This window comes from Nocardioides psychrotolerans (assembly GCF_900113685.1).
Classification (GTDB): domain Bacteria; phylum Actinomycetota; class Actinomycetes; order Propionibacteriales; family Nocardioidaceae; genus Nocardioides; species Nocardioides psychrotolerans.
Window position 1 is genome coordinate 143,676 of the sequence record NZ_FOQG01000011.1, and the last position, 15,113, is coordinate 158,788.

Below are 15,113 nucleotides of genomic sequence, written 5' to 3' on the forward strand. Positions count from 1 at the left end.
TGGTGTCGACACGCGGGATGTTGTCAGGAGCACCTCGTGGAACTCAACGTTAGCGACACCGGCCAAGATTCCTGCAATTACGACACATTCCCTGGGTATGTCAACGCGGGTGCCACGGTGCGGACGGGCCGGTCGCCTCAGACCGAGCGGGGCACGGCGTTGCCGGCCTGCTCGATGCCACGCCTGGTGTCGACCTTGAGCAGCAGCGCGCCGCCCACGACGAAGAAGAAGATCAGGGCGAAGATGGCCGGCCGGTAGGAACCACTGAGCTGGTAGACCAGCCCGAAGACGAGCGTCCCGAACCACGAGGTCCCGCGGTCCATCGCATGGTAGAAGCTGAAGTACTCCGCCTCCTTGCCGCGCGGGATCAGTAGCGAGAAGTAGGAGCGGGCCAGCGCCTGGGTGCCGCCGAGGACCACGCCGATGGCCACGCCGAGCACCAGGAACGGCACCAGCTGTCCCTCGGGGAGGAACAGCGCGACCGTCACGATGGCCATCCAGATCACCAGCCCGACCAGGATGACCGGTTTGGCGCCGTAGCGGGCCGCGGCGCGGCCGAAGCCGAGCGCTCCGGCGACGGCGACCGCCTGCACGAGCAGGTACGTCGCCAGCACGGTGCCCGTCGCGAAGCCCAGCTCCTCGACGCCGTAGATCGACGCGGACGCGATGACGGTCTGGATGCCGTCGTTGAAGAACAGGTAGGCGACCAGGAAGGTCAGCGCGACGGGATAGTTGCGCATGTCCTTGAGCGTCGCCCAGAGCTGGCCGAAGCTGCGCGAGACGATGCCGCCGCTGACCGGCTCGAGGGCGGCGACCGGGTGGTTGCGGATGCCGAGGTAGGGGATCAACGTGAAGCCGGCCCACCAGAGGGCGGCCGAGAGCATGCTCAGGCGCACGGCGAAGCCCTCGCTCATGCCGAGGCTGTCGTGGAAGCTGACCATCACGAAGTTGATCGCGAGCAGGATGCCACCGCCGGCGTAGCCGTAGGCCCACCCGCGCGAGGACACGTGATCGCGCTCCTCCTCGGTGGAGATCAGGCAGAGCAACGCGTCGTTGAAGACCGCGGAGGCACCGAAGCAGATGTTGGCGACGATGAAGGAGATGGCGCCGAGCTGCCAGTTGTCACCGGTGACGAAGAACAACAAGGAGGCGGCGAGAGCGCCGGCCCATGCGAAGCCGGCGAGCATGTCCTTCTTGCGCTCGGTCCGGTCGGCGACGGCTCCCAGCAGCGGCAGCAGCACGGCCGAGAGGAGCGTGGAGGCGGTGATGATGAAGGAAGGCAGTGCACCCGGCGCGACGGAGAGCCCGAGGACCGAGATCCGGTCATCGACGGCGGCCTCCTTCGCGATCGCGATCAGGTAGGGCGCGAAGAGCACGCCGGCGATCGTGGTCGAGAACGCGCTGTTGGCCCAGTCGTAGTAGTACCAGGCCTTCTGCTCCTTGGCCCGGTTGAGCGGTCCCAGGTCAGCGACCCCGGGTGTCTGTGTCGTCATGCTGTCTCCCTCCATTGCCCGCGCTCCTCGAGCACGGTCTTCAGCACATCGGTGCGGTCCGTGAACAGGCCGTCGACGCCCCGGTCGAGAAGCTCCCTCATCTCGTCCGGGTGGTCGATCGTCCACACGTGCACGTGCTTGCCCGCCGCATGGGCGCGCCGCACGAGACCGGGTGTGGCGATGACCCACCGGCCACGCCGGTGGGGGATCTGGAGGGCGGCGACGCGCCCATGGGTCAGCAGGTCGGCCAGCCACCCGCTCGGCAGGAGCCGGAACGCCGCCGCTTCGAGGGGGTGGGCCGACGTCGGCACCAGGCCGGCGGTGAGCTCCCGGAAGCGATGCAGCCGGCTGCGGGAGAACGACCCGACCAGGACCCGGTCCTCGGCGCCCCTGGCGGTGATGAAGTCGGCCAGCGGGGCGACCGCACCGTCGGACTTGAGGTCGATGTTGAAGCGAGCCCGCGGGAACTCCTCGAAGAGCTCGGCCAGGGTGGGGACCCGCTCCCGTCCGCCGACCAGCGCGTCGCGCACCTCGGCGTACGACGCGGAGGCGATCTCGCCGGTCCGGTCGGTGACGCGGTCGAGGACCCGGTCGTGGAAGGCGAGCAGGACCCCGTCGCGGGTGGCGTGGACGTCGGTCTCGAGGTAGTCGTAGCCGAGGTCGACGGCGTGGCGGAAGGCGGACATCGTGTTCTCGAGACCCTCGATGTCGGGGTGGTAGACCCCGCCGCGGTGCGCGAACGCGAGCACCGACCCCGGTTGCTTCCTGACCTCGTCGAGGTAGGGGAATCCGGTCCTCGGCGACGTCACGGATGCAGTATTCACCCACACGAGGGGTTTGGGGGCGGCTCAGATCCAGGAGGCGGCGTCGGCGTCGCCGAGCAGGACCGGCAGGGCGGCGACCCAGCGGCGTACGAGGAGCTCGTGGGAGGCGCGGTCGCCCCCGAGGAGACCGGTCATCGCGGCGCCGGTGAGCAGGTCGATGGTGAACTGGACCAGTGTCGGGACCCGGGCGTCGGTCGTGCCGACGACCTCGGTGACGGCGCGGTGCACGGCCTCGAACACGGTGCGCTCCACGGGCACCAGGGCGTCGCGGAGGGCGGTGTCGGTGCGGGCGGCGACCCAGAGCTCGAGGACGACCAAGAAGGCCGGGTGCTCGAGGTCGCTGCGCACGACGGTCACGGCGCGCACCCAGGACGGTGTCGCGGCCTCGTCGGAGGACGGGGGGTTGCCGGCGCGCAGGACGCCGAGGCGACGGCGGGCGACGTCCTCGACCACGGCCACCATGAGCGAGGCGCGGGTAGGGAAGTGGTGCAGCAGCGTGCCGCGGGCGACGCCGGCGCGTTCCTGGACCTCGGCGATCGTGGTGGCCGCGTGCCCGCGCTCCAGGAGGCAGTCGAAGGTGGCGTCCAGGACCCGGGCCCGGGTGGCGGCCGTGCGCTCGCCCTGGGTGCGCCGGGTGGCCGGGCTCGGTGACATGGGCTCACGGTAGCGCCCGGGACAGGGCATACTGAAACAAACAGTCCGAACGTACGGGAAGTGAGACCATGAGCCCCTCGAGCCCACGCCGACCCCTGGAGCGGACCCTGAGCCGGACCCTGGGCCAGGGCACAGCCCTGGCCCGCGTCGCCGCCACGGCGGCGCGCAACCCCGACCTGCGCCGGGGGTTGCTCTCGCAGGTGAGCGGCGGCCGGCTCGGGGGAGGGCCGCCCGAGCCGGCAGGGGCGTCGCGGTCGGTCGCGGTCCCCGGCGGGGTGGAGGTCCCGGCCCCGGCCGGGGTGGACGACTTCTCGCGCCACGTCCACGCCCAGGCGGAGTGCGCGGCAGGACCGGCCGACGTAGCGTCGTACGTCCGCGACTTCGGGCAGGCGGCGCAGTGGCTGACGATCCACTCGACCTGGCGGGGCGAGGGGCCCGGCGTGATCGAGGAGGGCGGACGCTTCGCCCAGCAGATCCTGCTGATGGAGATCCCGGCCGAGGCGCGATGGACGGTGGTGAGCGTCGGCGACACCGGCTTCGAGCTGCGGGGGACCGGCCCGATGGGCATCACCCTGGGCCTGTGGTGCACGGTCGCCGCGTCGGGGAGCGGGTCGGTCGTGCGGCTCGACGCCGGGCTCGACGGCGCTCCGGTGCGCGGCCCCGTCGGCTCGACCGCGGTGCGCAGCGTCGAGAAGGCACTCGTCGCGTCCCTGGGGCTGCTGACGTCCCAGGTCTCGGGCTCGGCGCCCGCTCGACTGCGGGTCTCGGGCGACCCGGTGCTGCACCTGGCCTCCGGGCGGTCCCTCGACCCCCGGACACCGGTCGTGGTCGGGGTCGGGCAGGTCGTGCAGCGCGAGCCCGACGCGACGCAGGACCCCGTCGCCCTGTCGGCGGCCGCGCTGCGCGCGGCACTGTCCGACAGCGGTGCCACCTCGGACCTGCTGGCGCTCGCCGACGCGGTCTACGCGGTGCCCAGTGCTTCGTGGACCTACGGAGACCAGGCGCTCCTGGTCGCCGATGCGCTCGGCGCGCGGCCCGACGAGACCGTGCAGTCCAGTCCCTACGGTGGCGACGGCGGCCAGCTGGTCGTCAACGATGCGGCGGAGCTCGTCGCCCGCGGAGGCGCCCACGTGGTGCTGATCAGCGGCGCCGAGGCGGGCTCGACGCTGGCCTGGGTGCAGAAGAACGGCGTCGCGCTGGACTGGCCGCGTCAGGACGAGTCGGTCGCGCCGACTCGCGTCATCGGGCTCGACAAGCGACCCAACAACGAGGCCGAGACCGCGGTGGGGCTGGGGGCTCCGATCTACTCATACGCGCTGATGGAGTCGGCGGTGCGGGGTCGGCTCGGACGCACGCCGGCGCAGCACACGGATGCCGTGGCGCAGCTGTGGGCGGGCTTCTCGGAGATCGCGTCGCGCAACCCGTTCGCGTGGTCTCCGCCGCGCCAGGGTGCCGAGCGCATCGCGACGGTGACGCCGGACAACCGCGCCGTGTCGTCGCCCTACACGAAGCTGATGTGCGCCAACCTCCAGGTCGACCTCGCGGCGGGGTCGATCGTGACCAGCGTGGCGGCTGCCGAGGCGGCTGGAGTGCCGCAGGACCGGTGGGTGTTCGTGCACGCCGGCGCCTCGGCGTACGACGAGTGGTTCGTCTCGGAGCGTGCCGACCTCTCCCGCTCCCCGGCGATCGCGGCGCTCGGGGCGGCCGCGCTCGACCACGCGGGTGTGGGCATCGAGGACGTGGCGCACGTGGACCTCTACGCCTGCTTCCCGTCCGCCGTCGAGATCAGTGCGGAGGCTCTGGGACTGCCCGTGGGCGATCCGTCCCGTCCGTTGACGGTGACCGGGGGGCTGACCTTCGCGGGTGGTCCGGGCAACAACTACGGCAGTCACGCCATCGCGTCGATGGTGCCGGTGCTGCGCGCCGATCCGACCTCACGGGGGCTCTGCACGTCGCTGGGCTGGTATGCCACCAAGCACTCGCTGGGCCTCTACTCGGCCACCCCGCCCGAACAGGCCTACGCCCACCTGCGACCCGTGGTCGAGCAGCCGCCGAAGCGACCGGTCATGACGTCCTACGACGGCGAGGCGGTCGTCGAGGCCTACACCGTGCCCTACGAGCGCGACGGGTCGCCGGAGGCGGGGATCCTCAGCCTGCTCACGCCGTCGGGGGTGCGGGTGCTCGTGCGCACCGTGGACCCGACGGTGGTCGGCGCACTCACCGACGGTGACCTGTTGGGGATGCGCGTGCTGGTCGCCGGGGAGTCGGTGACGGTCCTCGGTGCCGGCGACGGGGCGCTGCCTCCTCCGCCGGCCCCATCGGTGCGGCGCTCGCTCGAAGGTGCGGTGCTGGTGGTGACCCTGGACCGCCCCGAGGTGCGCAACGCGATCGACGCGCGGACCGCCGAGGCACTCGAGCGCGCCATCGACGACGCCGAGGCGGACCCGCGGGTGCGGGCGATCGTGCTCACCGGCGCCGGTGACACGTTCTGCGCGGGAATGGACCTCAAGGCCGCGGCACGCGGCGAGCTGCCCCTGACCGCTGGGCGCGGGCCGCTCGGCCTGACCGCGCGCCCGCCGGTGAAGCCACTCCTCGTCGCTGTGGAGGGCAGCGCGCTCGCGGGTGGGTGCGAGCTGGCGCTCGCCGCCGACCTGATCGTGGCGGCCTCCGACGCGGTCTTCGGCATCCCCGAGGTCAAGCGCGGCCTCGCCGCAGCAGCCGGGGGAGTCCTGCGGCTGCGCGAGCGGTTGCCCCGGAACGTGGCGATGGAGATGGCACTGCTCGGGGAGCCGGTGTCATCGGTGCGGCTGGCTGAGCTGGGGCTGGTGAACCGCGTCACCTCGCCCGGTGAGGCGCTCGCGGTCGCGGTCGCGCTGGCGCAGGCGATCGCTGCCAACGCGCCGCTCAGCGTCGCCGTGGGCAAGCGGATCGTCGATGAGTCGCCCGGTTGGCCGGCCGAGGAGGCCTTCGACCGGCAGACCGAGCTGGCCTCGCCCGTCATCCTCTCCGACGACGCCCGCGAGGGTGTCGAGGCGTTCGGCGAGCGTCGTACGCCGCGGTGGAGCGGCCGCTGAGCTGGGTCCCTGGGGTTGCGGATTGGTCACCAACCGCAGTCCCAAGGCCCCAGGACGTGCGGTTGGTGACCAATCCGCATGTCCTGGGGCACCGCGCGAACAGCCGCGAGCAACCGCTCAGATGTCGCGGAACGTCTCGATGGAGGCGCCGAGCTCGTTGAGCCGCTCGGCGAGGTCCTCATAGCCACGGTGGATGACGTAGGTGCCACGGAGGACCGAGGTGCCCTTGGAGGCGAGCATGGCGAGAAGGATGACGACGGCGGGGCGCAGGGCCGGGGGACACATGAGCTCGGCGCCGGTCCAGTTGGTGGGGCCCTCGATCATCACGCGGTGCGGGTCGAGGAGCTTGACGTGCCCGCCCAGCTTGTTGAGGTCGGTGAGGTAGATGGCGCGGTTGTCGTAGACCCAGTCGTGCAGGTAGGTCTGCCCGTCGGCGACGGCCGCGATGACAGCGAAGAACGGCAGGTTGTCGATGTTGAGGCCGGGGAACGGCATCGGGTGGATCTTGTCCAGCGGGGCATGCAGGTCCGAGGGCTGGGTGGTGAGATCGACGAGGCGGGTGTTGCCGTTGGCGGCGACGTACTCCTCGGTGCGCGAGTAGTCGAGTCCCATCTCCTCGAGCAGCGCGAGCTCGATCTCGAGGAACTCGATCGGCGCCCGGCGGATGGTGATGGACGACTTCGTCACGATGGCCGCGGCCAGCAGCGACATCGCCTCGATCGGGTCCTCGCTGGGGGAGTAGTCGACGTCGACGTCGATCTCGGCCAGGCCGCTGACCGTGAGGGTGGTCGTGCCGATGCCCTCGACGGTGACGCCGAGGCGCTGGAGGTAGAAGCAGAGGTCCTGGACCATGTAGTTCGACGAGGCGTTGCGGATGATCGTCGTGCCGGGGTGCAGCGCCGCCGCCATCAGCGCGTTCTCGGTGACGGTGTCGCCACGCTCGGTCAGCACGATGGGGCGCGTCGGCTCGATCGCCCGGTTGACCTGGGCGTGGTAGAACCGGTCGCTCGCCTTGACCTCGAGGCCGAAGGGGCGCAGCGCGCTCATGTGCGGCTCGACGGTGCGGGTGCCGAGGTTGCAGCCGCCGGCATAGGGGAGCTCGAAGGTCTCCATCCGGTGCAGCAGCGGGCCGAGGAACATGATGACCGAGCGCGTACGGCGCGCCGCCTCCTCGTCGAGGTTGCTCAGGTCGAGCTCCTTCGGCGGGATGATCTCGAGGTCATTCTCGTCGTTGAGCCACTTGGTCTGCACGCCGAGGCTGTTGAGGACCTCGAGCAGCCGGTTGACCTCCTCGATGCGCGCGACCTTGCGCAGCGTCGTACGCCCGCGATTGAGCAGCGAGGCGCACAGCAGTGCGACGCCGGCGTTCTTGGACGTCTTGACGTCGATGGAGCCCGAGAGGGTGGTCGGGCCGGTCACGCGCAGGTGCGTCGGACCGGCGCCGAGGGCGACGATCTCGGAGTCGAGCGCCTCGCCGATGCGGGCGAGCATCTCCAGCGAGAGGTTCTGGTGGCCCTTCTCGATCCGGTTGATCGCGCTCTGGCTGGTGCCGAGCAGGGTAGCCAGCTGGTGCTGCGTGAGCCCGCGGTGCTTGCGCGCATCCCGGATGAGGTTGCCGATACGACCCTTGTAGTCCGTTGCCATACGTCGACGGTAACTCACATGTGAGATAACGCCAATCTACCTCGCCCGGGTCTGGACGGACCCCACGCCAGTGGCTTGACCGGTCTCACCAGGGGAGTGCGAGGATCTGCGACATGCGAGCCACGACGATCCACGCGCCCGGTGACATCCGCGTCTCCGAGGTCCCCGACCCGACCATCACCGCGCCGACGGACGCCATCGTCAAGGTGACCGCAGGCTGCATCTGCGGCTCCGACCTCTGGCCCTACCGCGGCGAGAACCCGATCACCGAGGGCGACACGATCGGCCACGAGTGCGTCGGTGTCGTCGAGGAGGTCGGCTCCGAGGTCCACTCGTTCAAGCCCGGTGACTTCGTCGTCGTGCCGTTCTGCCACAGCGACAACACCTGCGCCCACTGCCTGCACGGCGCCCACTCGGTCTGCACCAATCTCGGCATGACCGTGAGCGGCCAGGCGGAGTACGCCCTGGTGACCCAGGCCGAAGGCAGCCTGGTCAAGCTCGACGAGATGCCGGACGCGTCCATGATCCCCTCGTTGCTGGCCCTCTCGGACGTCATGCCGACCGGCTGGCACGCGGCGGTCTGCGCCGGCGTGCCCGAGGGCGGGACCGTCGTGGTCGTCGGTGACGGTGCGGTGGGCCTGTGCGGCGTCCTCGCCGCATCGGTCATGGGCGCCGAGAAGGTCATCGTCATGTCCCGCCACGAGCCCCGCCAGAGGATCGCGACCGCGTTCGGTGCCACCCACGTCGTCGCGGCTCGCGGTCGGGAGGGGGCCGCGGAGGTCAAGGAGATCACCGATGGCGTCGGCGCCGACGCCGTCCTCGAGTGCGTCGGCACCGACGCCGCGATGGGCACGGCGTTCGCGGTCGCCCGCCCCGGGTCGATGGTCGGCTTCGTGGGCGTGCCCCACGGCGTGCAGCTGCCGGTGCAGAAGATGTTCCAGAAGAACGTCGGGCTGCGTGGCGGCATGGCGCCGGTGCGTCGCTACCTGCCCGAGCTCCTCGACCTCGTCACGTCCGGCAGCATCGAGCCAGGCCTCGTCTTCGACTCCACGCTGCCGCTGGACCAGGTGGCCGACGGCTACCGCGCGATGGACGAGCGACGCGCCATCAAGGTGATGCTCGACCTCCAGGGCTGAGGGCACCCTCACGGGCGGTCAGCAGGCGGTGTGGCATGCCGGCTTGTGGCGGGACGTCGTACGACGCCGGCCGGCGCCGCGCGTTTCCTGGGTCGGGGGCTCGCGACCTGAGTCAGGACGCGAGCTCACCGGGGATCGGTGACGGCTCGCACGAGCACTGGTCACCGCAGGCGAGGAAGGTGTGGATGCCGTGGCCGCACCGGTGGCACGGCATGTCGTGCGACAGGTGGATCTTGTTGTCCTGATGGGTGTCCCACATGGTCTGTCCTCCGCTCCCAGGTCCGATCGGACGGCCGACGGCCGACCTTCGCATTTCCGGGATCCTCGCGCAGAGGGTCGATCAGAGCCGTGCGAGGTCGCGCCCGGCCGAGCGCGTGTGTGCGCCGGACGGCGTGCAGTCGCAGGAGTCGGAGCACGCCAGGAAGGTGTGCATCGCGTGGCCGCAGTGACCACACGGCATGTCGTGGCTCAGCAGGTGGTTGTTGCCCTGCACGGTGTCCCACATGGAAGTGCCCCCAGAGAAGAGTCGGTTCTCCACGAAGGTAGGCCTCCCCAGGCCCTGCTGACGGGAGAATCGCAGGGAAGTAGTCCGTTCGGGCTACGCGAAATGGCCCGTCGGGGCAGCTGCACGGCCGGGGTGCGGCGCTTGGTCGACCCCGGTCGCGCCGGAGTCAGACCTGGCAGACCGGGCACCAGAAGACCGTGCGGGCAGCCATCGGGGCAGACCGGACCTCCGATCCGCAGCGTCGGCAGGGGAGACCGGTCCTGCCGTAGACGTAGTGGGCGTCGACCCGACGGGGTCGACCGTTCGGTCGTTCGCGGTCCTCGGGCTCGGTGGTGACGATGCGTCCCGCCATGACGCCCGCTCGCAGCAGGACGACCAGGTCGTCCCAGATCGCACGCAGCGTCGTGGGGTCGACCTCGCGCCCGGGCGTGAACGGACTGGTGTCGTGGCGCAGCAGCACCTCGGCGCGATAGACGTTGCCCACGCCGGCGATCACCGCCTGGTCCATCAGCAGCGTCCCGATCGGGGCGCGGCTGCGAGCCACCCGAGTGGTGAACGCGTCGACGTCGGCGCCGGGCCGCAGGGGATCAGGCCCCAGCCGGTCCAGCAGGACCTCGCGCTCCGGCCCCGTCATCAGGTCGCACGCAGTGGGCCCACGCAGCTCGACCCAGTGCTCGTCGGTGGTGAGCAGCAGTCTCAGTGCTCCTCGGGGCTCCGGCGCGGGGGAGCCGCCGTCGCGGAACGTGCCGAAGAGGCCCAGGTGGACGTGCAGCCAGAGGTCGTCGTAGCGGTGGAAGAGGTGCTTGCCCCACGCGTCGGTCGCGTCGACGACCTGGCCGTCGATGAGCGCGGCGCCCTCGGCGAAGCGTCCCTGCGGGCTCGACGCAGCGACGCGCCGCCCGACCAGCAGGGTGCGGTGGCGGCGCGCGAGTCGGTGGATGGTGTGACCTTCGGGCACGCCCCGAGTGTGCGGTGGTGCTCCAAGGCGTCGGGTGCGCCAGCGCTCTGCGGCGTACCAGCAGGGCGAGGGCGGTGTGGGGATCTACAAAGGACGACTCAGCAAGCCACGCTGCTGACCTGAGCGACGATCTGGGCAGCCGGGAGGGACCTCCTCCTGGACAATGCGCTGCCCAGCGCCTCGGCCCAATGAAGACCGACGCGCCGGGTGCCGTCGCAAGCGAACTCGCCACCGACAGGTTGCATACGCAGGTATTTGCCTGCATGATGTCGACATGACGGATGAGGCGCTGGGTCCGGTCTTCAAGGCGTTGGCCGACCCGACCAGGCGCCTCCTGCTGGATCGTCTCCGGCACCGGAACGGGCAAACCCTCACTGAGCTCTGCGGAAGTGTCGAGATGACCCGCCAGTCGGCGACGCAGCATCTCGACCTCCTCGCCGAAGCCAACCTCGTCTCCGTGGTGCGGCAGGGGAGGGAGCGCCTGCACTACCTCAACCCCGCACCGATCCACCAGATGGGCGAGCGCTGGATCGCGGCGTACGACGCACCGCGACTGGCCACGATCAGCGCCGTCAAGAATCGAGCAGAGGAGAACGCAATGAACGACACCACCACATCCGTGCCTACCTACGTCTACGTCACCTACATCCGCGCGAGAAGCGAGGACGTCTGGCAGGCCCTCACCGACGCCGACCTGACCGCACGCTACTGGGGACACGCCAACGTGTCCGACTGGCAACCCGGCTCCCCTTGGGAACATCGACGGGTGGACGGTTCTGGCGCCCTCGACGTGACCGGCACGGTGCTCGAGGCCGAGCCACCCACCCGGCTCGTGATCACGTTCGAGGACTCCGAGGACCAGCGGACGGACGGACCCTCCGTCGTCACCTTCCTCGTCGAACCTCACGACGACATCGTCCGGCTCACCGTGACCCACGAGAATCTCCCGAACACCGACATGCTGAACGGGATCTCGCGCGGCTGGCCCGCAGTGCTCGCCAACCTCAAGTCCCTCCTGGAAACCGGCGATGTCCTGCCAACGGCGCCCTGGGACATGCCGGTGGGGTCGCGCACATGAGCATCGAGGTGTTCGGACGTGCCACCGACTATGCGCGCGACGTCCTCTCCGAGCTGACCAACGACGATCTCCGACGACCGACGCCCTGTGAGGGCTGGGACACGGCAAGGGTCGTCGTGCACCTCGCCGACGTCATCGACGCTCTCGTCGGGCTGCTCGAGACGGGAACGCTCGACCTTCCGCAGACACCACTGACCGAGGATCTCGACCCTGTGGCGCTGGTGGACCAACGGTTGACGAAGCTGACACACGCATTCTCTATAGCGGCCGATGCGACGAGTGTCGAGAACGCGGCGACAGCCGGCGCGGTCGAGCTGACCACGCACGGCTGGGACATCGGTTTGGCCCGCCACCCCGCCCACCGGATCCCGGAGTCGCTGGCCCGGGACGTGCTCGCGCTGGTCTCACCGACCCTCGACCTCAGCGCGCGGGGTGAAAACTTCGCCGCGCCGATCGACGTCCCCGGCACCGCCTCCGCAAGCGAGCGACTGGTGGGCTTCCTCGGCCGGGATCCGAGGCCCTGACGGTCCGGGCGGTCGAAGCTCAGCCTCAACAGGCGACCGCGACTGCAAGGGCAGCGCAGATCTCGCGCATTCGGGCATCGCCCACGCGTCCGAGGCGTTCGACGAGAATCGCAATCGAGACGCTTTCGATCGAGTCCAGGTTGACCACCGAGCGAAGCGGCACCGGGTCGTCTCCAGGTTCAAGGAGAACTTCGCTTGCCAGGTTTCGGATGGTGGTGGTGCACGGGGCGATGAGTGCGCGGCGATGGCGCGGGATGACGGCGTCGCGAGACAGGATGACGACGGGTCTGCGGCCGATCTCCGGCGTCTCACACCACCACACTTCCCCGCGTGCGGGGAGGTCCGTCATGAGGCCGAAACCGCCCGACGGAACGAGGCCAGGTCTCCCCACTCGTCGGGTTCGTCGAGCGGGTGCGCGTCGTAGGCGGCGTAGCTGGCGTCCACTTCGGCCGAGCGATGGCGGGCCAGCAACGCGGCGAGGGCTTCGTCCACCAGCGCCGAGTCTGGTTTCCCGGACGCCCGGCGGGCGCTCTCGAGGAGGCCTGCGTCCACGGTCGTGCTCAGACGTGTGCGAGTCATGCCACAACCATGCCACAACCATGCCACAGTCGCTCACGGAAGCGGCGTCGAAGAACCCGTTGCGACCCCCCGTCCGAGTTCGCCGATAACTGACATTATGTCAATTAGTAGGCTTCGTGTTGCATCAGATGAATCACCGGGCTCCGACTGACCCCCTGCCCCGCGCGGCAAGCGACTGCGCGCCAAACCTCCAAGCCCAGCCAAAGTCACCTGGATGAAGCTGCACCGGCGCACCCTCCTCCTGCCAGAGCGCCACTGCCTCGACGACCTCGTCCAACAAGGCAGGTGATCCGGACTGCAGCGTGATCGACATACGGCGATCAAACCCGACGCACCCCCAGGATGCACCGCAGTTTTCATGGCCCGCCCGGAAGCCGATCACCGGACCCGCTGGACTCACAACAGCCTCGTCAAGGGCGTCGGCCGGGACGATACGCCTGGGTTTTGATACGCAGACTGTCCACTAATTGACTGTGCGTCGCGGCGTCAAAGGCCCGCCCCTGCCGCTGTTCCGACCGCAATCCGCCCTCATTCCGTGGACCACTCGGTCAATCGGATGATCTCAGCGGCTAACTCCGTCGCCGAACGACCATCCGTGTTGAGCCTCGGAGAGTTGGCGATGGACCTCGGCTGCGACCGTGGACTTGCCGACACCTGACCGGCCGCCGATCAGGAGGACATGCGAGCGAAACATGGTGGCAACCTACTCATCTGCCGCGTTGAACGCGCCCGGACTTGATACGCAGGGGTTCCAGCACCACCTTGAATCAGCGGTCCGGGTGCGGCACGGGACGGACGTCGAGACCCTCGATTCCGTCGAAGTCGCCGGGGTTGCAGGTGAAGACCGGAATGCCTTCGGCAATGGCGGTCGCGGCGATCAGCGCGTCGTAGGCACGCGCCTTCGGCTTGCGTCCGGTGGAGCGCAGCGAGGCCGCGACCTGGCCGAACGCACGCGCGGCCGCGGCATCGAACGGAATCGTCTCGAAGTCGGACTCGGCCTGCTGGAGGTGAGCCTGACGTGCACTGCGCTCTTTCGAGCTGCGTGCAACGAGCGGACCGACCGAGAGTTCAGCGAGGGTCACCGCACTGACGACCGACTCCTCGGGGAGGTCGGAGGGATCCTGCAGGCGTCCGAGCAGGATGACGGTGGAGGTGTCGAGCATGCCTCGGCCCTGCGCCGCGGTCACAACGTGGCGTCCAGGACGGAATCTATGTCTCGGCGAAGAGCTTCAGGGTCGACGCTGGGCAGGTGGCGGCGGCGGGCGATCAGATCGGCAGCTGCCGGGCTGCGACGAGCGCGGGGGCGCAACTCGGCCACCTCGGCACCGTCTCGGGTGACGACCAGCACCTCGCCTCGTGCAACGCGGTCCAAGACCTCTCCCCCATGGTTTCGCAGTTCGCGAACAGTGACCGGCTTCATATATGCATGGTATCACCGGTGAGACGCACACGCGAGGGAGATGGTGCCCCGGAACTACCGGTGGCTGTCTCGAACAAAAACGGTGCGGCCCGCCGAACGCGCCCACCTGTGCCGGCAGAGGTCGGGTAGTCAGCGCCGAGTCTCGTACCTGGTCAGGAGCACGCCCTAGGGAAATGTCCGGGTCTCCACCAGGTTCAGGTTCACCCAGTCGTCCAGGGCCGTGGAGAACGGCGTGCCGCCGCCCACCAGGACCGGGTGGGTGACGATCGCCTACTCGTCGATCAGCCCGGCCCGCATGGCCGCCGCGGCGAGGGTGGCGCTGGCGACGTCCATGGGACCGCCATCCTCGGTCTCGAGCCGGGTGATCTCGGTGACAGCGTCGCCGGTGACTAGATGACAAATTCCAAGGGGTCTCAGTGGTCGTAGGCGATCAGTGAGCGTCGCACGCTGAGGTTCAGGGCGTCGTTGTGCCAGATCGCGGCGGTCAGGGCGAGGACGCGTTGAGCGATCCGGGCACAGACTCCGGCGACGGTCTTCCCGCCGTGGCGTTCGAGGTCGAGCTGGCCTTTGAAGGTGGCATTGACCGACTCGATGACTTGGCGCAGCGGCTTGAAGAAGCGCTGCCCGGGCCGTGGGCTCTCGCCCTTGCGGGAGGGGCGGAGCAGTTCGATGCCGGCGAGGTCCAGGCCTGCCTCGAAGCCGCGGCCGTAGTAGGCCTTGTCGGCGATCACGATCTGCCGGGTCCCGGCGCCCAGGTGTGGTGTGGCGTCGAGGATCGCGTTGAGGACCTCACGTTCGTCGGCCTTGGCGCCGGTCAGGGCCCAGCCCACGGGCAGGCCCTGCAGGGTGCAGACCAGGTGCAGCCGAAGGCCCCAGAAGAAGCGGCTGTGGGAGGCGCAGTAGCCGTACTCGGCCCAGCCGGCCAGGTCGGAGCGCTTCACGGTCTCCCGCGACCTTGCACACTCGACCGGGGCGGAGTCGACAACCCACACGTCGTCGTTGGCGATGCTGGTCTGGCGCCCGAGCTCGCTGATCAGCCAGGTCATCGTGGTTGCGAGCTTGCGCAGCCGCTTGTTGTAGCCCGACTGCAGCGGCAGGTTCGGAAACATGCCCAGCAGGTTCTTGCGGGCATAGCGCAGGAACCGGGTCTCGCTGGTGTAGCCCAGCAGGGCCTGCATCACGGCCAGGGTGAGCATCTCGGCGTCGCTGGTCCTCGGTGGGATC

At 69.7% G+C, this 15,113-nt stretch carries 16 protein-coding genes and 1 pseudogene; 4 read left to right on the plus strand and 13 right to left on the minus strand.

Features of this window, described 5'->3' with window-relative positions:
* Nucleotides 1–137: 137 nt before the first annotated feature.
* From BM204_RS14320 to BM204_RS14330, 3 genes are read right to left on the minus strand one after another with little or no spacing between them, the layout of a single operon-like run.
* Nucleotides 138–1,493, minus strand: a complete 1,356-nt coding sequence (locus tag BM204_RS14320) for an MFS transporter (RefSeq protein ID WP_091114610.1) — start codon at nt 1,491–1,493, stop codon at nt 138–140.
* The gene (locus BM204_RS14325; RefSeq protein WP_091114611.1) at nt 1,490–2,302 is read right to left on the minus strand and encodes a glycerophosphodiester phosphodiesterase family protein; all 813 of its coding nucleotides are present in this window, start codon (nt 2,300–2,302) and stop codon (nt 1,490–1,492) included. Before BM204_RS14325 ends, BM204_RS14320 begins: the two co-directional genes overlap by 4 nt.
* A gap of 39 nt (nt 2,303–2,341) precedes the next feature.
* Nucleotides 2,342–2,971, minus strand: a complete 630-nt coding sequence (locus BM204_RS14330; protein WP_091114615.1) for a TetR/AcrR family transcriptional regulator — start codon at nt 2,969–2,971, stop codon at nt 2,342–2,344.
* A gap of 68 nt (nt 2,972–3,039) precedes the next feature.
* Here BM204_RS14330 and BM204_RS14335 point away from each other — a divergent pair, with 68 nt between their 5' ends.
* Complete coding sequence (locus BM204_RS14335; RefSeq protein WP_091114616.1) at nt 3,040–6,045, plus strand: crotonase/enoyl-CoA hydratase family protein; 3,006 nt, start codon at nt 3,040–3,042, stop codon at nt 6,043–6,045.
* A gap of 117 nt (nt 6,046–6,162) precedes the next feature.
* Here the strand turns inward: BM204_RS14335 and BM204_RS14340 are convergent, their stop codons facing one another.
* On the minus strand, nt 6,163–7,689 hold the full coding sequence (locus tag BM204_RS14340) for a helix-turn-helix domain-containing protein (protein WP_091114619.1): 1,527 nt from the start codon (nt 7,687–7,689) through the stop codon (nt 6,163–6,165).
* Nucleotides 7,690–7,802: 113 nt separating this feature from the next.
* Here BM204_RS14340 and BM204_RS14345 point away from each other — a divergent pair, with 113 nt between their 5' ends.
* Nucleotides 7,803–8,825 carry a zinc-dependent alcohol dehydrogenase family protein gene (locus BM204_RS14345; protein WP_091114621.1) on the plus strand — a complete coding sequence of 341 codons (1,023 nt, stop codon included), beginning with the start codon at nt 7,803–7,805 and terminating at the stop codon, nt 8,823–8,825.
* Between the two features lie 112 nt (nt 8,826–8,937).
* Here BM204_RS14345 and BM204_RS22685 read toward each other — a convergent pair whose 3' ends face one another.
* From BM204_RS22685 to BM204_RS14350, 3 genes are all read right to left on the minus strand, one after another.
* Nucleotides 8,938–9,084, minus strand: a complete 147-nt coding sequence (locus BM204_RS22685; RefSeq protein ID WP_170259160.1) for a hypothetical protein — start codon at nt 9,082–9,084, stop codon at nt 8,938–8,940.
* 81 nt (nt 9,085–9,165) lie between these two features.
* A complete protein-coding gene (locus tag BM204_RS22690; RefSeq protein ID WP_170259161.1) occupies nt 9,166–9,330 on the minus strand; it encodes a hypothetical protein in 165 nt (54 codons plus the stop codon).
* Nucleotides 9,331–9,496: 166 nt separating this feature from the next.
* Nucleotides 9,497–10,288, minus strand: coding sequence for an Fpg/Nei family DNA glycosylase (locus BM204_RS14350; protein ID WP_091114623.1), 792 nt, complete (start codon nt 10,286–10,288; stop codon nt 9,497–9,499).
* A 274-nt stretch (nt 10,289–10,562) separates the two neighbouring features.
* Between BM204_RS14350 and BM204_RS14355 the strand changes: the two genes are divergently transcribed.
* Both BM204_RS14355 and BM204_RS14360 read left to right on the plus strand, forming a co-directional pair.
* The gene (locus BM204_RS14355) at nt 10,563–11,366 is read left to right on the plus strand and encodes an ArsR/SmtB family transcription factor (protein WP_091114625.1); all 804 of its coding nucleotides are present in this window, start codon (nt 10,563–10,565) and stop codon (nt 11,364–11,366) included.
* Nucleotides 11,363–11,890, plus strand: coding sequence for a maleylpyruvate isomerase family mycothiol-dependent enzyme (locus BM204_RS14360; RefSeq protein WP_091114627.1), 528 nt, complete (start codon nt 11,363–11,365; stop codon nt 11,888–11,890). The genes BM204_RS14355 and BM204_RS14360 overlap by 4 nt, the downstream gene beginning before the upstream one ends.
* 25 nt (nt 11,891–11,915) lie before the next feature.
* Here the strand turns inward: BM204_RS14360 and BM204_RS14365 are convergent, their stop codons facing one another.
* The 6 genes and pseudogenes from BM204_RS14365 to BM204_RS14390 form a co-directional block, all read right to left on the minus strand.
* Nucleotides 11,916–12,239: a type II toxin-antitoxin system PemK/MazF family toxin gene (locus BM204_RS14365; RefSeq protein WP_091114628.1), complete on the minus strand. Its 324-nt coding sequence runs from the start codon at nt 12,237–12,239 to the stop codon at nt 11,916–11,918.
* Entirely contained in the window at nt 12,236–12,469 is a 234-nt protein-coding gene (locus tag BM204_RS14370; protein ID WP_091114631.1) for a DUF2191 domain-containing protein, read from the minus strand. The genes BM204_RS14365 and BM204_RS14370 overlap by 4 nt, the downstream gene beginning before the upstream one ends.
* A 767-nt stretch (nt 12,470–13,236) precedes the next feature.
* Complete coding sequence (locus BM204_RS14375; RefSeq protein ID WP_091114669.1) at nt 13,237–13,632, minus strand: type II toxin-antitoxin system VapC family toxin; 396 nt, start codon at nt 13,630–13,632, stop codon at nt 13,237–13,239.
* A gap of 20 nt (nt 13,633–13,652) precedes the next feature.
* Nucleotides 13,653–13,889: a type II toxin-antitoxin system Phd/YefM family antitoxin gene (locus tag BM204_RS14380; RefSeq protein ID WP_091114633.1), complete on the minus strand. Its 237-nt coding sequence runs from the start codon at nt 13,887–13,889 to the stop codon at nt 13,653–13,655.
* 165 nt (nt 13,890–14,054) lie between these two features.
* Nucleotides 14,055–14,282, minus strand: a pseudogene (locus BM204_RS23545) (dihydrofolate reductase family protein); the annotation flags it as partial.
* Nucleotides 14,283–14,302: 20 nt separating this feature from the next.
* The coding region (locus BM204_RS14390) for an IS982 family transposase (protein ID WP_218153744.1) at nt 14,303–15,113 on the minus strand (811 nt) is incomplete at its 5' end.